Raw genomic sequence first — 18,395 nt, forward strand, 5'->3', positions numbered from 1 at the left:
TCCGCCAGCCCTCCTTGATGTCGTCTTCCGCTTCCTTCCGCGATGTCACCTTCGTCCACACCCTCAGGCTGATGGAGGAAGCCGGCGCGCTCGACGATGCCGGCGAGATGACACTGGCCCATGTGCGGGAGCGCAACGAACAGGACCGCATCCTGGAGCGCGCCCGGCTGCTCGCGCGCCGCCTGGGTTTGCTGGACGACTGGGCGCGGTTGAAAACAGGGCTGTGGATTGCCGCCGGCCTGCTGGTGCTGCTGGCCTATCTGCTGGCCGGTGGCCTGCTCACCCGAGTGCTGGGCAGCGGGCAGACGGTGAACGCCGCGTTCGCCTTTCTCGCCATGCTGGGGATGCCGTTGCTGGCCTTGGTGGTCTGGTTGCTGTGGGCGCTGGGTTCGACCATCTCCGGTCAGGGCACGGCACCATGGTCGCTGGGCCAGATGATGCTGGCACTGGCCGCGCGCATGCCCTGGCTGCACGGACCGCACTCGCTCGCCCTGCTGCGCGGCGCCAACGCGGCGCTGCGCCAGCAGCGGCTTTCGCTGTGGGTCTTCGGCGCGATCAGCCACGGGCTGTGGGCGCTGGCGTTCGCCCTGGCGCTGGTCACCCTGCTGGTGCTGTTCTCCTTCCAGGCCTACCAGCTGACGTGGGAAACCACCATCCTGAATCCGGCTTCCTTCGACGGCTTTCTGCGCGTCACCGGCTGGCTGCCGCGCGCGCTGGGCTTTGCGGTGCCTGCGCAGGCGGTCGTGCACGCCGCGCCCAACGCCACGGATTCCCAGGCCATTGCCTGGTGGCTGCTCGCCAGCGCCCTGCTCTATGGGCTGCTGCCCAGGTTGATCGCGCTGGTGGTCTGTGCCGCTGTCTGGCGGCGGCGCTCCCACCAACGGGACATTGACACGCGCGACCCGTACTTTCGCCAGCTCGTCACGCGCTTTGCGTCGATGGCAACCGCCTCCGTGGTGGATGCCGAACACGCCGCGCCGAGCGACAACACCCCCTTGTTTCGCCCGCGCACCCCCGGCCTGACCGCGCCGACGGTGTTGATCGGGTTTGAGCTGCCCGACAGCCTGCGCTGGCCGCCGGACGCCTTGTCTGAGCGGGCCGATCAGGTGCACACCATCCAGGGCACCATGACCGAACGGCTGAGCTTGCTGGCCGCGTTGGCCGCTGCGCCCGGCGTGCGCGCCCTGGTGGTCTGCTCGGCCGCCGCCAGCCCGGATCGGGGTGCCGAGCGTTTTCTGCGGCAGGTCTGCGCCGAGGCCGTCGAATGCGCGCTGCTGCCCCTGGGCAGCGAGGCCGCCAGTGGCGCGGACAAGCCGCAACGCTGGGCCGACTGGCTGGCCACCAGCGATCTGCAAGCGGTGACGTTCTGCGCCACCGCGACCGATGCGCGTCAATGGATGGAGCAACACCGTGGTTGAACGCAACAGGCCGGCCGGCCCGATCGACATTGCCGTGGTCGGCCACACCAATGCAGGCAAAACCTCGCTGCTGCGCACACTGACACGCCAGGTGCACTTCGGCCAGGTGTCCGACCGGCCCGGCACCACCCGGCATGTCGAGGCGATCGACCTCGAGATCGGTGGGCAGACGCTGCTGCGGTATTTCGACACGCCGGGCCTGGAAGACTCGGTCGCGCTGCAATACCACCTCAAGCAGATGCCAGAAGCGCTCACGCCGCCCGAGCGCGTGCGCGCCCTGCTCGACGGGCCGGAGGCGCGCGGCGTGTTCGAACAGGAGGCCAAGGTGCTGCGCCAGATGCTGGCGTCCAGCGCGGCCATCTATGTGATCGATTGCCGCGAGCCCGTGCTGCCCAAATACCGCAGCGAGATCGAGGTGCTCAACACCTGAGCGCGGCCCATCATGCCGGTGCTCAACTTCGTGCGCGGCGAGCACAGCCGCGAGTCCGAGTGGCGCGAGGTGCTGGCCGCCTATGGCCTGCACACGGCGGTGCTGTTCGACGCGGTGGCGCCCTTTGTCGGGGCTGAGCGCCAGCTCTACGAAGACCTGAGCGTGCTCATGCGCCAACACAAGACCACGCTGCAGGCGGTGCTGCTGGATCTGGATCGGCAGGCCGCCGAGCGCCGCACCGCCTGCGCGCAGCGCGTGGCCGACACGCTGATCTCCGCTGCGGCCATGCGGCGCGAGATTTCGCCCGAAACGCTGGCCGACGCCCAGGCCAAGCAAGCGTTCGTGGAAGCGTTCCGCGCCGAATTGCTGGACAGCGTGCGCCTGTGCGTCCACGACCTGCTCCAGATGCACGGCTTCGAGCGCGACGACGCGAGCTTGGAGGTGTTGCCGTGGACCCATGACCGCTGGGAATCGGACCTGTTCAACCCGGAGACGCTGGCCACGGCCGGGCGCCTGCTGGGCAAAGGAGCGGCGGCGGGCGCTGCCGTCGGTTTCACGCTCGACCTCGCGCTGGCAGGTCTTTCACTGGGTGCGGCCACCGCGCTGGGCGCGGCCATCGGCGGTGCGCTGGGTCAGGGCTGGGGCCAGGCGCCGCGCATGGTGCTCAACAGGCTTCGGGGGATCGAGGAGCTGACGCTCGACAACGACGTGCTCGTGCTGCTGGCCGACCGCCTGACCCATCTGTGCCAGGTGCTGCAGGCCCGCGGCCATGCGGCCCAAGACACCATCGAGCTGCGCCTGGCACCCTCCGGTTCGTACCGCCAGGCCTTGCTCGGCCTGTTGCGCGCGCTGCAGCAAGCGCGGGCCCATCCGGAGTGGGAACACCGTTCGGGACACACCCGCGATCACAGCCGTCGGCGCGAAGCACTGGGCCACGCACTGGCGCTGGAGGTCCAGGCCATTCTGGCGAGCGACAACACCACAGTGGACTGACCGGACGAGCAGCTCGTGCATTCCATAACTGCTATATATTGATTCAAGCAACACACCATCCAAGAGGACCGCATGTCGATCAAATCCCTTCTGAAATCCACCGTGGTGACACTGACGATCGTCACCGGTGGGTCGCTTTTCGCGCAGGGCACGCCCATCAATACCGCGGCGTTTGACGCGCTGGTGGCGCAGGGCCCCGTCGCCAACGCTGCGACCATCGCATCGAGCACCTGGGCCAGCAAGATCAAGCAGGCCGGCACGCTGCGCCTGGGCGGCACGCAAACCTCGAACCTGTTCTCGCTGCTCAACGAGAAAGACGGCAAGATGCGCGGCTTCGACGCCGGCGTGGCCCAACTCCTCACGCGCTACATCCTGGGCGAGGGGGCCAAGGTCCAGTTCACGCAGGTGAACTCGTCCACGCGCGAGCAGGTGCTCATCAACGACCAGGTGGACATGGTGCTCGCCACCTACTCCATCACCCCCGCCCGCGCCGAGAAGATCTCGTTCGCCGGTCCTTACTACACCTCGCAGGCCGGGGTGCTGGTCAAGGCGAACAACAGCACGATCCAGTCGTACAACGATCTGGCCGGCAAGAAGGTCGCCACGCAGGCGGGCTCCACCGGGCCCGCGATCCTGGCGCAGTTCGCGCCCAAGGGTGTCGTGCAAGAGTTCCAGACGCACCAGGAAGCCCTCGATGGACTGCGTCAGGGGCGCGTGGATGCCTACGTGACCGACCACACGCTGCTGCTCAACGCCCTGAGCCTCGGCACCGGCGACGCGAAGCTGGCGGGCGCGCCCTTCGGTGCGCAGGACCCCTACGGCATTGGACTGCCCAAGGGCTCGGACGGCGTGGCCTTCATCAATGCCTTCCTGAAGAAGATTGAAGCCGACGGCACCTGGGCCAAACTCTGGACCATTTCCATCGGACAGCGCACCGGCAGCACCGCCGTGCCGACGCCGCCCGCCTTGCCCTGAACGATGGGTGACGTCTCAAAGCTTCTGGCCGAATACGGGCCTGCCTTCGGGCAGGCCCTTTTTCTGACCTGGAAGCTCACGGTGGTGTCGTTCGTGCCCGGCTTCCTGCTGGGCATGGTCGTGACGGTGCTTCGGCTCTTCCCGCTGCCCCCACTGCGCTTCGTCCTGACCGTCTACGTCGAGATCTTCCGCAACATTCCCAGCGTCGCGCTGCTGATCTTCATCGTGTTCGCGCTGCCCGACCTCAACGTCCTCATCGACTATGAGCCCGCCGTGGTCCTGACGTTGACGCTGGTCTGCTCCGCGTTCACGGCGGACTACCTGCGCTCGGGCATCAACACCATCGCCGGCGGCCAGGTGGAGGCTGCGCTCAGCCTGGGCATGCGGCCGATGCGCATCATCACGGCGGTGGTCTTGCCGCAGGCGCTGCGCGCGGTGGTGCAGCCCATGACCTCGCTGCTCATTGCGCTGATGTTGTCGACCTCGTTGGCGTCGCAAGTGCCGTTCCCGGGACGGGAGCTCACTGCGCTCGTGTCCAAGATCGCCACCGACTCCGCCGCCGGCATGGCCGCGTTCGCGGTGGCGGCCGCGATGTACGTGGCGACCGGCTTGCTCATCGCCTGGGCGGGCGCCACCCTGGAAAAGAAGGTGCGGATACTGCGATGAGCCGTCCTCTGGAAGACATTCTGTTTGGTGCTCCCAGCCCGCAGGCGCAAACCGTTGCACGGGTGGTGAGCGCGATCGCAGCGGCCGTGCTGCTGCTGCTGGCTGCGGGTATCGTGCTCCGGTTCCATTCCGCAGGGCAGCTCGAGGCCCGATTCTGGGAATTCTTCGCCTGGCCGACGACCTGGACTTTCCTGGCCACAGGCTTGCTCGGCACGCTGGCATCGGCGGCAATGGCCGGCATCATCGCGCTGGCCCTCGGGCTGGTGCTGTTGGTGGGGCGCCTGGCGCGGCCGCGGCTGGTGCGTTGGCCGAGCATCGCGGTCATCGAGTTCCTGCGTGGCACGCCGACGCTGCTGCTCATCTATGTGTGTTTTCTGGTGCTTCCGTCGATCGGGATCAAGCTGAGCACCTACTGGATGTTGACGTTGCCCATCGGCCTGAGCACCGCCGCCGTGGTGGCCGAGGTCTACCGCGCGGGCGTGCTCGCCGTTCCCCGCGGCCAGACGAATGCTGCGCGAAGCCTGGGGATGACCGAAGCCCAGGTTTTTTTCTTCGTCGTGTTTCCGCAGGCCCTTCGCTACATTGTCCCGGCACTGGTCGCGCAACTGGTCATCGTGGTCAAGGACACCACCTTCGGCTACGTCGTCACCTATGGTGAACTCATGCAGAACGCCAAGGTGCTCATCGCCAACTACCACTCGCTGGTGCCCGTCTACCTCGTTGTAGCGGCGCTTTACTGCCTCGTGAACTACGCGATATCAAGAGCGAGCAAACGGCTCGGCCGGCCGATGCATTGACCGCCATCGGGCGAGCCATCAAGGTACTTTTGTGGTGGATGGCTTTCTGGACCAGAGACGGCTGCGCTCAGGCCTCAACCACCCGCGCGCTTGACGGTATGGCCCTGCGCCTTCAAGGCAGCCATCACTTTCTCCACGTGATCACCCTGGATCTCGATCACGCCGTCCTTCACCGTGCCTCCCGTGCCGCAGGCCGCCTTGAGCTGCTTGCCCAGCGCCGTCAACGCATCGGCCTCCAGCGCCACGCCCTTGACCAGCGTGACCGCCTTGCCGCCCCGGCCCTTGGTCTCGCGCGAAACGCGGACCACGCCATCGCCTGAAGGTGCGGCCTTGGCCGCCTGTTTGCAGACGCATAACGCCACCGGCTGGCGGCAGTCCGGGCACATGCGGCCGGCCTCGGTGGAATAGACCAGACCGCCCAGAGAAAGCTTGTTTTTCATGGGGCCGCATCGTACCCGCGCGCACCCCGGGCCGGTACACTGCCCCGATCCATGCCATTCATTTCTCTGGGCCTTGCGCCCGCGCTCGCCCAGGCGGCTGCCGAACTCGGCTTCACCGCGCCCACCCCCATCCAGACCGAAGCCGTTCCGGCCGTGCTCGCCGGCCGTGACCTCCTGGCCACCGCGCAAACCGGCTCCGGCAAGACCGCCGCCTATGCCTTGCCGCTGTTGCAGCGGCTCGCCCAGGCCGAACCCCTCACGCCGCGGCGCGTGCGCGCGTTGGTGATCGTGCCCACGCGCGAACTCGCGGCGCAGGCGGGTGAGGTGGTGCGCTCGCTGGCGCTGCACTTGCCTACCAAACCCAAGGTGGCCGTGGTGTTCGGCGGCGTGTCGATCAACCCGCAGATGATGGCGTTGCGGGGCGGCGCCGACGTGGTCGTCGCCACACCGGGCCGTCTGCTCGATCTGGTGGAGCACAACGCGCTGCGTCTCTCTGGCGTGGAGCTGCTGGTGCTCGACGAAGCCGACCGCCTGCTCGACCTCGGTTTTGCCGATGAGCTGAGCCGCGTGCTCGCCTTGTTGCCGGCGCGGCGGCAGAACCTGTTCTTCTCGGCCACCTTCCCGCCCGACGTGCAGGCGCTCGCCAGCCTCCTGCTGCACGAGCCCACGCGCATCGACGTGCCCGCCGTGGCGACCGAAGAGGCGGTGATCCTGCAGCAGGCGTATCGGGTCGACACGAACCGCCGCACCGAGTTGCTGCGCAAGCTCATCAAGACCCAGGGCTGGCAGCGCGTGCTGGTGTTCGTGGCCACGCAATACCTGGCCGAGCGCGTGGCGACCAAGCTGCACCAGGGCGACCTGTACGCCACCTCGTTCCACGGCGGCCTGAGCCAGGGTGCGCGCAAGCAGGCGCTGGCCGAGTTCAAGGAAAAGCGCTGGGACGTGGTGGTGACCACCGACCTGGCCGCGCGCGGCATCGACATCAGCCAGTTGCCGGTGGTGGTGAACTACGACCTGCCGCGCTCGGCAGTGGACTACGTGCACCGCATCGGCCGCACGGGCCGCGCGGGTGCGAGTGGCCTGGCGGTGAGCTTCGTGACGCCGGCCAGCGAGGCCCACTGGCGCTTGATCGAAAAGCGCCAGGGCCTGAGCCTGCCACTGGAGGTACTGCCCGGCTTCGAGCCGAAGGAAGAAGCCCCACCCCCCTCGCCGGGCGATGGCGGCATCAAGGGCAAACGGATGAGCAAGAAGGACAAGCTGCGCGCAGCGGCCGCCGCCGCCGCCGCCAACAAGCCCGACTGACTTCAGGCAGGCACCGCCGCCTTGCCCGCGCGCTTGGCACCCCCGCCCCGCTGCCTCAACATCGCCAGGAACGTCTCCGCCGCAGGCGAGAGGGATTGCCCCTTGCGCTGGTACACGAAGTACTCGCGCTGGATCGCCGGCGCGCGCAGCGGCACGAAGCGCAGGCCGAAGTTGTCGGCGAACGAGCGCGCGTACTCCGGCGCGAGCAGCAAGCCCATACCGTGGCCGGCCAGCGCCATGGCGGTGGTGAGGTAGCCCACGTCGCTCGCCGTCTCCAGAGAGAAGTCGTGCCCGTGCGTGTGCAGCGCCCGCTCCACGTGGCGGCCGAATTCGTGCGAGTAGCTGATCCAGCGCTCGTCGCGCAGGTCCTTCCACGACACACTCGCGCGGTCGTAGGCCGGGTGCCCCTTGGGGCACACCAGGCGGATCGGCACGTTCATGAGGAAGCTGCGCGTCACGTCGTCACCGGTCACGCGCTCGGGGCCAATGCCCAGTTCCACCGCGCCGTGGCGCACGGTGTCGACCACGTCGTCGGCCACCGCGTCCTTCAGACGCAAGCTGATGCCGGGGTGCTGCTGGCCGAACTCGGTGAGCACCGAGGCCACCCAGGTGCAGGCCATCATTTGCGACGTCGACACGCGCAGGAAACCCCGGCGCAGCGCGCGGATCTCGGACGCGCCTTCCACCACCTGGCGCACGTCTTCCAGGATGCGCTGCGCCAGCGGCAGCAGGTTGTTGCCGGCTTCGGTGAGGGTGATGGCGGTGCGGCTGCGGTCGAACACCTGCAGATGCAGTTCCTGCTCCAGTTGCTGCACCAGCATGCTCACCGCCGACTGGGTGAGGTTGAGCTGGCGCGCCGCGCTGGTGAAGCTGCCGCTCTGCGTCACGGCGGCGAAGGCCCGCATCTGTCTCAAGCTGATGTTCATGGTCTGGTCCAAAAAGGTGCCTGACGGCGCGCGTGCACCATCATCAATTTTCATGATCAATGTATCAAAAGAATTCGCTTGGTTGATGCATGGAGCGGTTCATAGAATGCCGCGAAGCTTCCGTATCCCTCTCTGAAAAAGCAAAGATTCCATGCACATCGCCGTTGTAGGCACAGGCATCGTCGGCGCCTGCACAGCCGCCTGGCTGCAGCGCGACGGCCACCAGATCACGTTTGTCGACCCGCTCGAACCCGGCGAAGCCTGTTCGTTCGGCAACGCCGGCTCGCTCTCCCCCAGCGCCTGCCTGCCCGTGGGCATGCCCAACATGTGGAAGAAGGTGCCGAGCTGGCTGCTCGACCCGCTGGGCCCGCTGACCATCCGCACCAGCTACCTGCCGCGCGTGCTGCCCTGGCTGGTGCGCATGCTGCAGCACTCCACGCCCACGGAAGTCACGCGCATCGCCACGGCCTTGCAGACCCTGCTGCGCCCGATCTTCGAGTGTTACGACCCGCTGCTGCAGCACGCCGACGCCACGTCACTCGTGCGCCGCAGTGGCTGCCTGTACGTCTACTCCTCGCGCGAGGCCGCGAACCAGTGGAAGTGGGGCATGGCACTGCGCCAGTCGCTGGGCGTGAACCTCATCAACGTCGAACGCGACGAGCTCGAGGAACTGGAGCCCGACCTGAAGGGGCGCTTTCGCTTCGGTATCCTCGCGCCCGACAACGGCTCCACGCTGGACCCGTCGCAACTGGTCAAGGCGCTGGTCGCGCAAAGCGTGCGCGATGGTGCGCGCCACGACCACCGCTCGGTCACCGGCTTCGAGCGCGAAGGCAAACGGATCACCGGCCTGCGCATGGACAGCGGCGAGCCGCTGGCGGTCGATGGCGTGGTGGTCGCCGCCGGCGCCTGGTCGGGCCAGCTCGCGAAACAACTGGGTGACCGCGTGCCGCTGGAAACGCAGCGTGGTTACCACGTCACCGTGCGCAGCTCCAACCTGAAGCTGCGCCACACCGTGATGGCTTCTGAAAACAACATCATGGTCAACCCCATGGCCATGGGCCTGCGGCTGGCCGGCACGGTGGAGTTCGCCGGACTCGAACGCCCACCCAACTACGAACGCGCGAACGCGCTGCTGCGCCAGGGACAGATGCTGTTCCCGCACCTGGACACGTCCGAGGTGACGCAATGGATGGGCCACCGACCCTGCATGCCCGACAGCCTGCCGGTGATCGACCGCAGCAGCAAGGCCGAGAACGCGTGGCTCGCGTTCGGCCACGGCCACATGGGCATGTGCATGGGCGCGACCACCGGCCGCGAAGTGGCCCATCTCGTGGCGGGCCGCACCACGCAGGTCGACCTCTCGCCGTTCAGCGCGCGGCGCTTTCGCTGAAGGCCGCGCATGAACACACCGCGCTGGGCCATCGGCATCGACATGGGTGGCACCTTCATCGACGTGGTGGCCTGTTCTTCGGACGGCACGCTGCGCAGCCTCAAACACCCGCGCGAGGCCGGGCACCTGGTGCAGCCCATCCTGCAGGCGGTGCAGCGCATGCTGGATGAACACGGCATCGCGCCCGCGCAGGTCGAACGCATCGTGCACGGCTCCACCGTGGTCACCAACCTGCTGCTCGAGCAGAACGACGGGCCTGTGGCCGTGCTCACCAACACCGGCATGCGCGACATCCTCGCGCTGGCGCGGCAGGACCGGCGCGACCTCTACACCGCCGCCGTGTTGCCGCCCACGCCCGAACGCAAGCTGTTCCCCGCCGCGCAACGCTTCGAGATCGCCGGGCGCGTGGACGCGCAAGGCAGCGAGATCGAAGCGCTGGCGCGCGAACAGGTCACCGCCCTCGCCCACCGCATCGCGGACAGCGGCGTGCGCGCCGTGGCGGTCTGCCTGTTGTTCTCGCACCTGCGCCCCGAACACGAACAACAGGTGCGCGCCTGGCTGCTCGAAGCGCAACCCGGTCTCATGGTGTCGCTTTCGAGTGAGGTCGATCCCAAGCCGCGCGAGTTCGAACGTTTCCTGTCCACGGCTTTCGACGCCTACAGCAAGCCCATGGTGCAGCAGTACCTGCAAACGCTGGGCGGCGCGCTCGCCGAGCGCGGCCTGCCCGCACCCGCGCTGATGCGCTCCGAAGGCGGCATTGCGCCCTGGCAGGACGCGGTGCAACGCCCCATCGGCCTGGCCATGTCCGGCCCCTGCGCCGCGCTGCAAGGCGTGGCCGCGAGCCTGCCCGACAGCGACGCCGCGCAAACCGTCATGTCCATCGACGTCGGCGGCACCAGCACCGACATCGGCATCCTCGAAGCCGGCCGGCCGCTGTTCACCGACACGCTGCTCTGCGGCGATCTCACGCTGCGCCTGCGCTGCGCGGATGTGGAGTCGCTCTCCATCGGCGGTGGCAGTCTCGCCAGCGTGAACGCGGGCGGCGGCCTGCGCCTGGGCCCGCGCTCGCAAGGCGCCTGGCCGGGCCCTGCGGCGTATGGCCTCGGCGGCACGCACGCGACCTTGACCGACGCCTTGTTGTTGCTCGGCCGTCTGCCGCGCGAACTCTCCGGCGGCGTGGCGCTCGACGTGGCGCTGGCCGAAGCGGTGGTGCTGCGCGACATCGCACAGCCGCTCGGCATCTCCACCACCGACGCCGCGCAAGCCATCGTGGCCACGGCGGCCACCGCCATGGCCGAGAGCGTGAAGATGCGCGCCTTCCAGCGCGACATCCACCCCGCCGACTGCCTGCTGGTGGCGGCCGGTGGTGGTGGCGCGCAGCACGTTGCCGAGGTGGCCGAACTCGCGGGCGTGTCGCAGGTGCGCGTGATCGCGCACGCAGGCGTGGTGGCCGCGCTCGGCCTGCTTGCCTCGCCGCCCACGCAGACGGTGGAGAAGGCCTGTGCACTCTCGCTCGACGCCGACGGACTGACCACGCTCGTGACCTTGCGCGACGCACTGCAACCCACGCAGGACTGCGCCTCGATCCGCTGGAGCCTGGAGATTCTTCACAAGGGGCAAGGCAGCCCGGTGGAAGTGATGTGGCTGCCCGACGACGACCTGGCCACGCTGCAGGCGCGCTTCGCCGCGCGCTACGAAGCGCTGCGCGGCCAGATGCCCGCGCGCAGCGACGCGCTGGTGGGCTTGCTGCGCGGCGTGTTTGAACAGGCCGTGCCCCAGCCCGGCGTGAGCGCGCACCACCTGCGGCCCGACCCCGCGTTGTGGGCCAACTGCCCGGCCCAAGGCCAGGGACCGCAAGCTCTCTTCGCGGCCACCACCACCGTGTGGGTGCCCGCCGGTTGGCAATGGACACAGGAAGCCGATGGCTCCCTGCTGCTGAGCCAGCCCCCCATGAGCAAGGCCAGCGCATGAACGAACACCTGATCCTCATGGAGCCCGTGCGGCTCGCACTGCAAGGCATCGTCGACCGCATGCAGAGCCGCATGATGCGCGCGGCCTACTCGTCGATCGCGCGCGAAGGCGGCGACTGCGCGGCCGCCGTGTTCCTCCCCGATGGCCGCCTGCTCGCGCAAGCGCGTTCGCTGCCGCTGCTGCTGGGCTCGCTGATCCCCGCCATCGCCGGCGTGCTGCAGCGCTTTCCCGCGCCGCAGATGGCCGAGGGCGATGCCTACCTGATGAACGACCCCTGGTCCGGCGGCACCCACCTGCCCGACCTGATCGTGGTGCGGCCCATCGTGAGCGAAGGCGCCACCGTCGCGCTGGCCGCGGCCATCCTGCACCACCAGGACGTGGGCGGCATGGCGGCGGGTTCGATCCCGCCCAATGCCACCGACATCTACCAGGAAGGCCTGCGCATCCCGCCGGTGCGCTGGCGCGCGGCCGGCGTGGTCGACAGCAACGTCGAGACGCTGCTCACCGCCAACAGCCGCACACCCGGCAACCTGCTGGGCGACCTGAACGCGCAGTGGTCCGCCGTGTGCCTGGGCGCCACCGAAACCGCCGCCCTGCGGCAACGCACCGGCGCGCCGTTCAATGCCGTGTGCGACGCCCTGATCGCGCAGTCCGAGCGCATGACGCGCGACGCCCTGCGCCAGGCGCCCGACGGCGCGTGGCAATGGGAAGACCAGCTCGATGGCGACGGCGTCGACGACAAGCCGGTGCGCATCGCGGTGCAACTGCGCAAGCAGGGCGACACGCTCACCATCGACTTCACCGGCTCATCGCCGCAGACGCACGGGCCGGTGAACGCATCGCCCTCGGCCATGATGTCGGCCATCCTGTTCTTCATGCGCTCGCTCGCGCCGCAAGCGCCGAACAACGCGGGATGCCTCGCGCCCGCCACCTGGGTGTTGCCCGAAGGCAGCATCGTGAACCCGAGCCTTCCCGCGGCCTTGAACGCGCGCACGGCCACGGTGAAACTCGCCTGCAACGCCATGCTCAGCGCGTGGTCGCTCGGGGCATCGCGCGATCCGCTGGCGTCCAACGCCGGCGTGGCCACCGTGCTCTCGCTCGGTGGTGCGCGCGCCGACGGACAGCGCTGGCTGTTCACCGAAATCATCGCCAGTGGCGCCGGCGCGAGCGCGTCGGCCGATGGCACCAGCGGCATTTCCACCGACGTGGGCAACGCGCGCAACACACCGGTGGAGGTGATCGAATCCGAAGCGCCGCTGCGCGTGCGGACCTACGCCATCCGAGAAGGCTCGGGCGGCGTCGGGCGCTTTGCCGGCGGCCACGGCGTGCGGCGGGTCTACGAATTGCTTGAAGGACAGGGCAGCGTCTCCTACCGGGGCGAGCGCCATGTCAGCCGCGCACGCGGCAGCCTGGGCGGTGGCGACGGTTCACCGTCGGCCGCCCGCATCGAAAGAGCCGATGGACGCATCGACGTGTTGCCCGCCCGGGCGCGCGCCGAGTGGTCGGCGGGGGACAGGCTCGTCATCGAAACGGCCGGAGGAGGCGCTTGGGGTGCCGCAGCGGACACGCTGGCGACACCGAAAGATCAACCCACATGAAAGTGATTTCGCCATGAACCGCATCGCCTCCACCCTCGCCTTCGCGGCCACGCTCGCCGTCGCGGCGCTCGCACCATCGCTGGCGGCCGCACAGGCCTACCCCAACAAGATCGTGCGCATCGTCGTGCCCTTCCCACCCGGTGGCAGCACCGACTTGCTGGCGCGCAAGCTCAGCGAAAAACTCACCGTTACCTGGAAACAGACCGTGCTGGTGGAAAACCGCGCGGGCGCGGGCGGCACGGTGGGTGCGGACAGCGTGTCGAAGTCCGAGCCCGACGGCCACACGCTGCTGCTCGGCGTGACCGGCAGCAACGGCATCGCCGGCGCGCTCTACCCCAATCTGCCGTACGACATGGTCAAGGGCTTCACGCCGGTCACGGCCGTGGTGAGCGCGCCCCTCCTGATCGTGAAAAATCCCAACCTGCCCGCGAAGAACCTGCAGGAGCTGATTGCCGCGGCGCGCGCCAGGCCGGCGTCGATCACCTACGGCTCGCCGGGCAGCGGCACCTCGATGCACCTCACCGGCGAGATGTTCAAGCTCGCCACCAAGGCCTCGTTCCTGCACATCCCCTATCGCGGCAGCGCGGGCGCGCTCACCGACCTCATGGGTGGCCAGATCGACATGATGTTCGGCGACGTGCTGGTCGTGATGCCGCAGGTCCAGAGCGGCAAGCTGGTGCCGCTGGCCGTGACCTCCAGGGAGCGCCACCCGCTGTTCCCCAACGTGCCCACCGTCGCCGAAAGCGGCTACCCGGGCTTCGAAGCGCTGTCGTGGCAAGGCCTGTTTGCCGCCCCCGGAACGCCCGCGGCCATCGTGGAAAAAATCAACAAGGACGTCAACGTCGCGCTCACCAGCCCGGACATCCAGGAGTACTTCGTCTCGCGCGGGTTCAAGCTGGGCGGCAGCAGCGCAGCCGACTACAAGGCCTTCATCGAATCGGAAACGAAGAAGTGGGCCGCCATCGTCAAAGCCTCGGGTGCCAAGCCCGACTGATCCCATGAGCAATCCCGGCATTCAACACCTCGGCCCACCCGTGCAACGCGCCGGCGTGGTGCAGCCCATCTCGCCCGCCGTGATCGCCGACGACCGCTTCGTCTTTGTCGCGGGCCAGGTGCCCATGCGCAACGGCCAACCCGCGGGCGAGGACATCGCCAGCCAGACCCACTACACGCTGGACCTGATCGAGGCCATCCTGCAGCAGGCCGGCTGCACGCTGGCCGATGTGGTCAAGACCACGGTGTGGCTGGTGAACGCGGCGGACTACCCGGGTTTCAACGCCGCCTACGCCGAGCGTTTTCCGGCGGCCACGGCGCCCGCGCGCTCGACCGTCATCTCCGGCCTGATCGCGCCCGTGCTGGTGGAAATCGAGGCGGTTGCCTTGCGACGTCCCGCTTGAACATGCCGCGAAGCGGCGCACCAGAATGGCGCGGCTGCTATCATGAAATCCCACTTTTCAGCGCGCCGCGGCCACCCATGGCCGGCGCGAATCCGGACCATGACAGCAGCGAAATCCACGGCGCGAACCAAGCCCCGCGCCGACCACCCGACGCCTGCGCGCCCCGCACGCGCGGTGCGGGAAAGCCGCCAGCGCATCCTGTCCGCCATCCGCGAAGCGGCCACCGAAGAGTTCAGCCTGCATGGGCTCAAAGGCACGTCGACCCAGGCCATCGCCGAGCGCGCGGGCCTCACCAAGCCGCAGCTGCACTACTACATCACCGGCAAGGAAGAGCTCTACAACGAGCTGCTCGACTCGGTGATGATGGCCTGGAAGATCGAGTTCGCGCCGCCCGGCCTCACCGAGCCGGTCGACATCCTGGCGCACTACATCCGCGCCAAACTGGACCACGCCTTCGACCAGCCCACCGTCTCGCGCATCTTCACGCGCGAGATCCTGGACGGCGGCCACAACCTCGGGCGCTACTGGCCCAACGCCCGCACCTGGGTGCAGAAGGAAGTGGGCATCATCAACGGCTGGATCGCCCGCGGCCTGATGAAGCCCATGAACGCGCACCTGCTGCTCATGCACATCTGGGCCATGACGCAGCACCACGCCGACTTCGCGCTGCAGGTGAGCCACATCTGCGGGCCCCTGGACCGCGAGGCTGTCGCCCACGACCTCATCCCGTTCATCTTGCGCGGCTGCGGCTTGATGCGCGACTGAGCGCCCCCGGCGCGGTGTGGCGCCAGCGACACGGTGCGCCACTTTTCAGCAGCGAATTTGCGGGTTACTACGGTTTCCCGGCGCCGTCTTTTTCTTATACTGACCAAATAGTCAAATTGAATGGTCAGAAATTGAGTTCGACCCCCACGGCGACCGCGCCAACGGCTCTCACCAGCCCTTCCGACAGCACCACCACGCGCGGTGACCTCACCGTGCGCGTGGCCCGTGTCGTGCGCCACACCGACGAGGTGAACAGCTACGTGCTGCAGCGCATCGACGGCCAGCCCCTGCCCGCTTGCGAGGCCGGCGCGCACCTCGACGTGCACCTGCCCGGTGGACTCGTGCGCAGCTACTCGCTCTGCGGCGACCCCACGCGCACCACCGAGTCGTACGAGATCGCGGTGAAGCGCGAGGACAACGGCCGCGGCGGTTCGCGCGCGGTGCACGTGGGCGTGCGCGAAGGCGACACCTTGCGCATCGGCGCACCGCGCAACCAGTTCCGCCTGGCGCCGAACGCGCCCCACCATCTGCTGCTCGGTGGCGGCATCGGCGTGACGCCGCTGGTGTCGATGGCGCATGCGCTGCACGCGCGGGGAGCTTCGTTCACGCTGGCGGTGTTTGCGCGCGGCGCGCAACACCTGGCCTTGAAGAGCGTGCTGGACACCGCGCCCTGGCGCGACCGGGTGCAGGTCCACTTCGACGACGCCGCACCCACCACGAACGCGGCCACGCTGCTGGCGCAAGCCCCCGCCGGCGCGCATGTGTACTTCTGCGGCCCCGAAGGCTTCATGAGCCACGTGCGCCAGGCCAGCCAGACGTGGGCCCCGGAGCGCGTGCACTTCGAGTACTTCAGCGCGCCGGTGGCCACCAGCGCCGGGCCGGCCGAGACCGCGGGTTTCGAGGTGGTGCTCGCGCGCCGCCAGCTGCGCCTGCACGTCGCCCCCGGCAAGAGCATCGCCCATGTGCTGCAAGCGGCGGGCGTGCCGGTCGACACCGTGTGCGAACAAGGCATCTGCGGTTCCTGCCTCACGCCCTACCTCGACGGCACGCCGGACCACCAGGACATGTGCATGACCGATGGCGAACACGCCACCCACGTGGCGGTCTGTTGCGCGCGCAGCCACTCGCCCGTGCTGACGCTGGACATCTGACATGCCGCAGCAGCCGCCCGCCACGCCCGACGTCATCGCCAACGCGCGCCTGCCGCGCTGGCTGCTGCCGTCGGACTGGCCTAGCCAAGGCCACGAGCCCGCGCTGGCGCGGATCGAACTGGCCGATGGCCGCGTGCGCCGCACCACACCGGTCACCGCGCCGCAACCCACCACCGGCCACGTCTGGGACGTGCAAGGCGCGCCGGTGTTGCCCGGCATGGTCGACGCCCACACGCACCTGGACAAGGCCTTCATCCTGCCGCGCATCGGCCACGTCAAGCCGGGCCTGCTCGGCGCGATCGAAGCGTCGATCAGCGACCGCGCCCACTGGACCCACGCCGATCTGCGCCAACGCGCCGAGCGCGGCCTGCAACAGGCCTGGGTAGCCGGCACCACGCACCTGCGCACCCACGTCGACTGGTGGGACCCGCAGACCCCGCCCCTGGCCTGGGATGTGATGAACGAACTCGCCAACGAGTGGCGCGGACGCATCCGCCTGGAGCAGGTCGCCATGATCCGGCTCGCGCTGTTTCAAAAGCCCAACGAAGCCCGCGCGCTGGCGCAGCGCGTGGCGGTCACCGGTGCGCACGCGCTGCTCGGCGGCCTGGTGCATTCGAGCAACTGGGACCCGAGTGCCTTGCGCCACCTCGTGCTCGCCGCGCAGGCCACCGATCTCGACCTGGACCTGCACGTCGACGAAGAACTCAACCCTAACGCGCAGGGACTGTCCCTCGTGGCCGATCTGCTGCGCGAGGTCGGCTTCGCCGGGCGCGTGGTCTGCGGCCACACCTGCGCGCTCGCGGCCATGCCCGAAGCGCAGGCGCTGGCCACGCTCGACGCCGTGGCGCGCGCGCCGATCACGCTGGTGTCCCTGCCCATCACCAACCTGCTGCTGCAGGACGCCGCCACCGGCCGCACGCCGCGCCTGCGCGGCCTCACGCTGGTGAAGGAAGCGCGCGAGCGCGGCATCCCGTTGCTGTTCGCCAGCGACAACGTGCAAGACCCGTTTTGCCGCGCCGGCAGCCTGGACCCGCTCGAAGCCATGCAGACCGCCGCGCTGGTGGGCCAACTCGACACGCCTTTCGACACCTGGTCCGACGCGCTGTGCCGCGGCGACTGGCTGCAGCGCCAGCCCCTCGCACGCGCCACGCTCGATGGCGCGAACGCCGACCTCGTGGTCTTCACCGCCTCGGACGTTCACGCCTGGCCCTCGCGCACCGCGCCCCGCGTGGTGCTGCGCAACGGCCGCCCTCTCACTCTCTGAATCCCCACAAGGACACCACCCCATGCTGCACGGCTACTTCCCCCCGCACCGCTTTCTGCCCTACCTGGCGTGGACGGAGATCACCGCGCTGCCCGACCGCGAGAACACCGTCATCGTGCTGCCCGTGGGCGCCACCGAGCAGCACGGCCCGCACCTGCCCTGCTCGGTCGACACCGTGATCGCGGCCGGCGTGATCGGCAAGGCCTTCGAGCGCCTGCCGGCCGAGATCCGCGCCTTCGGCCTGCCGCCCATCACCTACGGCAAGTCCGAAGAGCATCTGCACTTCGCCGGCACCATGACGCTCACCGGCACCACGCTGCTCTCGACCATGATCGAACTCGGCGAGTCGGTCTACCGCTCGGGCTTTCGCAAACTTGTGTTCGCCAACGGCCACGGCGGCCAGCCGCAGGTGCTGGAGATGGCCGCGCGCGAACTGCGCCTGCGGCATGGCGACTTCGTGGTCGTGCCCTACGGCGTTTCGCGCGTGCCCAACGTCTCGGGCCAGTTCATCAGCGAGCAGGAACGCAAGCTGTCGATGCACGCCGGCCATTCGGAAACGGCGCTGATGCTCGCGCTGGCGCCCGACACCGTGCACATGGAGCGCGCCGCGGCCTACTTCCCACCGCCCTTCCCGAGCAAGACGCTCTCGGCCGACGGCCGCCCCGCCTGCGCCTGGGTGGCGCGCGATTTCGGTCCCAGCGGCGTCATCGGCGACCCCACCACCGCCACGCGCGAACAGGGTGAAGCCATCCTCGACAGCCTGGCCGACAGCTGGGTCAAGGCCATCACCGAACTGTTCACCATGCGCTGGGTCGTCCGCGAGGAAGCGACCTGGGAGCGTGGCCACCACACCGGCCACATCCAGCAGACGCTGGACTGATCTCGTCCCCCCATCCGTTTTCCCTCCCCTGC

18 protein-coding genes are annotated in these 18,395 nt (G+C 68.8%); 16 read left to right on the plus strand and 2 right to left on the minus strand.

Annotation, left to right across the window (positions count from 1 at the left end):
• The first annotated feature begins 17 nt into the window (after positions 1-17).
• The 6 genes from FFS09_RS09710 (at position 18) to FFS09_RS09735 (ending at position 5,279) form a co-directional block, all read left to right on the plus strand.
• Entirely contained in the window at positions 18-1,418 is a 1,401-nt protein-coding gene (locus FFS09_RS09710) for a DUF2868 domain-containing protein (protein ID WP_137918655.1), read from the plus strand.
• On the plus strand, positions 1,411-1,848 hold the full coding sequence (locus FFS09_RS09715) for a GTPase domain-containing protein (protein WP_171019951.1): 438 nt from the start codon (positions 1,411-1,413) through the stop codon (positions 1,846-1,848). The genes FFS09_RS09710 and FFS09_RS09715 overlap by 8 nt, the downstream gene beginning before the upstream one ends.
• 12 nt (positions 1,849-1,860) lie before the next feature.
• The gene (locus FFS09_RS09720) at positions 1,861-2,841 is read left to right on the plus strand and encodes a DUF3482 domain-containing protein (RefSeq protein WP_137918657.1); all 981 of its coding nucleotides are present in this window, start codon (positions 1,861-1,863) and stop codon (positions 2,839-2,841) included.
• Positions 2,842-2,913: 72 nt separating this feature from the next.
• Positions 2,914-3,816 carry a glutamate ABC transporter substrate-binding protein gene (locus FFS09_RS09725; protein WP_137918658.1) on the plus strand — a complete coding sequence of 301 codons (903 nt, stop codon included), beginning with the start codon at positions 2,914-2,916 and terminating at the stop codon, positions 3,814-3,816.
• 3 nt (positions 3,817-3,819) lie between these two features.
• A complete protein-coding gene (locus FFS09_RS09730; protein WP_137918659.1) occupies positions 3,820-4,482 on the plus strand; it encodes an amino acid ABC transporter permease in 663 nt (220 codons plus the stop codon).
• Positions 4,479-5,279 (plus strand): amino acid ABC transporter permease, encoded by an 801-nt coding sequence (locus FFS09_RS09735; RefSeq protein WP_137918660.1) that lies wholly within the window; start codon positions 4,479-4,481, stop codon positions 5,277-5,279. The genes FFS09_RS09730 and FFS09_RS09735 overlap by 4 nt, the downstream gene beginning before the upstream one ends.
• Before the next feature lie 74 nt (positions 5,280-5,353).
• Here FFS09_RS09735 and FFS09_RS09740 read toward each other — a convergent pair whose 3' ends face one another.
• Positions 5,354-5,719, minus strand: a complete 366-nt coding sequence (locus FFS09_RS09740) for a translation initiation factor Sui1 (RefSeq protein ID WP_137918661.1) — start codon at positions 5,717-5,719, stop codon at positions 5,354-5,356.
• A gap of 51 nt (positions 5,720-5,770) precedes the next feature.
• On the opposite strand from FFS09_RS09740, the gene FFS09_RS09745 reads away from it, so the two are divergent.
• The gene (locus FFS09_RS09745; protein ID WP_137918662.1) at positions 5,771-7,021 is read left to right on the plus strand and encodes a DEAD/DEAH box helicase; all 1,251 of its coding nucleotides are present in this window, start codon (positions 5,771-5,773) and stop codon (positions 7,019-7,021) included.
• Between the two features lie 2 nt (positions 7,022-7,023).
• Here FFS09_RS09745 and FFS09_RS09750 read toward each other — a convergent pair whose 3' ends face one another.
• Positions 7,024-7,947: a LysR family transcriptional regulator gene (locus tag FFS09_RS09750; protein ID WP_137918663.1), complete on the minus strand. Its 924-nt coding sequence runs from the start codon at positions 7,945-7,947 to the stop codon at positions 7,024-7,026.
• A 151-nt stretch (positions 7,948-8,098) separates the two neighbouring features.
• Here FFS09_RS09750 and FFS09_RS09755 point away from each other — a divergent pair, with 151 nt between their 5' ends.
• From FFS09_RS09755 to FFS09_RS09795, 9 genes are all read left to right on the plus strand, one after another.
• Positions 8,099-9,337, plus strand: a complete 1,239-nt coding sequence (locus FFS09_RS09755) for an NAD(P)/FAD-dependent oxidoreductase (RefSeq protein ID WP_137918664.1) — start codon at positions 8,099-8,101, stop codon at positions 9,335-9,337.
• Positions 9,338-9,346: 9 nt separating this feature from the next.
• A complete protein-coding gene (locus FFS09_RS09760) occupies positions 9,347-11,308 on the plus strand; it encodes a hydantoinase/oxoprolinase family protein (protein ID WP_137918665.1) in 1,962 nt (653 codons plus the stop codon).
• Positions 11,305-12,906: a hydantoinase B/oxoprolinase family protein gene (locus FFS09_RS09765; RefSeq protein ID WP_137918666.1), complete on the plus strand. Its 1,602-nt coding sequence runs from the start codon at positions 11,305-11,307 to the stop codon at positions 12,904-12,906. Before FFS09_RS09760 ends, FFS09_RS09765 begins: the two co-directional genes overlap by 4 nt.
• A 13-nt stretch (positions 12,907-12,919) precedes the next feature.
• A complete protein-coding gene (locus tag FFS09_RS09770) occupies positions 12,920-13,900 on the plus strand; it encodes a tripartite tricarboxylate transporter substrate binding protein (RefSeq protein WP_137918667.1) in 981 nt (326 codons plus the stop codon).
• A 4-nt stretch (positions 13,901-13,904) separates the two neighbouring features.
• Entirely contained in the window at positions 13,905-14,303 is a 399-nt protein-coding gene (locus FFS09_RS09775) for a RidA family protein (protein WP_137918668.1), read from the plus strand.
• A 99-nt stretch (positions 14,304-14,402) separates the two neighbouring features.
• The gene (locus FFS09_RS09780) at positions 14,403-15,068 is read left to right on the plus strand and encodes a TetR family transcriptional regulator C-terminal domain-containing protein (protein ID WP_137918669.1); all 666 of its coding nucleotides are present in this window, start codon (positions 14,403-14,405) and stop codon (positions 15,066-15,068) included.
• 131 nt (positions 15,069-15,199) lie between these two features.
• Positions 15,200-16,219: a PDR/VanB family oxidoreductase gene (locus FFS09_RS09785; RefSeq protein ID WP_137918670.1), complete on the plus strand. Its 1,020-nt coding sequence runs from the start codon at positions 15,200-15,202 to the stop codon at positions 16,217-16,219.
• 1 nt (position 16,220) lies between these two features.
• Positions 16,221-17,483: an amidohydrolase family protein gene (locus FFS09_RS09790; RefSeq protein ID WP_137918671.1), complete on the plus strand. Its 1,263-nt coding sequence runs from the start codon at positions 16,221-16,223 to the stop codon at positions 17,481-17,483.
• A 22-nt stretch (positions 17,484-17,505) separates the two neighbouring features.
• Complete coding sequence (locus tag FFS09_RS09795) at positions 17,506-18,363, plus strand: creatininase family protein (protein WP_137918672.1); 858 nt, start codon at positions 17,506-17,508, stop codon at positions 18,361-18,363.
• Positions 18,364-18,395 lie beyond the last annotated feature (32 nt).

The sequence above is a fragment of the Hydrogenophaga sp. 2FB genome (assembly GCF_005503365.1).
In the GTDB taxonomy this organism is placed as follows: Bacteria; Pseudomonadota; Gammaproteobacteria; order Burkholderiales; family Burkholderiaceae_C; genus Hydrogenophaga.

Bases quoted from the DNA above. Each gene is read 5' to 3' on its own strand.
- FFS09_RS09710 (WP_137918655.1), top strand. From the start codon at position 18: ATGTCGTCTTCCGCTTCCTTCCGCGATGTCACCTTCGTCCACACCCTC.
- FFS09_RS09720 (WP_137918657.1), top strand. From the start codon at position 1,861: ATGCCGGTGCTCAACTTCGTGCGCGGCGAGCACAGCCGCGAGTCCGAG.
- FFS09_RS09725 (WP_137918658.1), top strand. From the start codon at position 2,914: ATGTCGATCAAATCCCTTCTGAAATCCACCGTGGTGACACTGACGATC.
- FFS09_RS09730 (WP_137918659.1), top strand. From the start codon at position 3,820: ATGGGTGACGTCTCAAAGCTTCTGGCCGAATACGGGCCTGCCTTCGGG.
- FFS09_RS09735 (WP_137918660.1), top strand. From the start codon at position 4,479: ATGAGCCGTCCTCTGGAAGACATTCTGTTTGGTGCTCCCAGCCCGCAG.
- FFS09_RS09740 (WP_137918661.1), bottom strand. From the start codon at position 5,719: ATGAAAAACAAGCTTTCTCTGGGCGGTCTGGTCTATTCCACCGAGGCC.
- FFS09_RS09745 (WP_137918662.1), top strand. From the start codon at position 5,771: ATGCCATTCATTTCTCTGGGCCTTGCGCCCGCGCTCGCCCAGGCGGCT.
- FFS09_RS09750 (WP_137918663.1), bottom strand. From the start codon at position 7,947: ATGAACATCAGCTTGAGACAGATGCGGGCCTTCGCCGCCGTGACGCAG.
- FFS09_RS09755 (WP_137918664.1), top strand. From the start codon at position 8,099: ATGCACATCGCCGTTGTAGGCACAGGCATCGTCGGCGCCTGCACAGCC.
- FFS09_RS09760 (WP_137918665.1), top strand. From the start codon at position 9,347: ATGAACACACCGCGCTGGGCCATCGGCATCGACATGGGTGGCACCTTC.
- FFS09_RS09765 (WP_137918666.1), top strand. From the start codon at position 11,305: ATGAACGAACACCTGATCCTCATGGAGCCCGTGCGGCTCGCACTGCAA.
- FFS09_RS09770 (WP_137918667.1), top strand. From the start codon at position 12,920: ATGAACCGCATCGCCTCCACCCTCGCCTTCGCGGCCACGCTCGCCGTC.
- FFS09_RS09775 (WP_137918668.1), top strand. From the start codon at position 13,905: ATGAGCAATCCCGGCATTCAACACCTCGGCCCACCCGTGCAACGCGCC.
- FFS09_RS09780 (WP_137918669.1), top strand. From the start codon at position 14,403: ATGACAGCAGCGAAATCCACGGCGCGAACCAAGCCCCGCGCCGACCAC.
- FFS09_RS09790 (WP_137918671.1), top strand. From the start codon at position 16,221: ATGCCGCAGCAGCCGCCCGCCACGCCCGACGTCATCGCCAACGCGCGC.
- FFS09_RS09795 (WP_137918672.1), top strand. From the start codon at position 17,506: ATGCTGCACGGCTACTTCCCCCCGCACCGCTTTCTGCCCTACCTGGCG.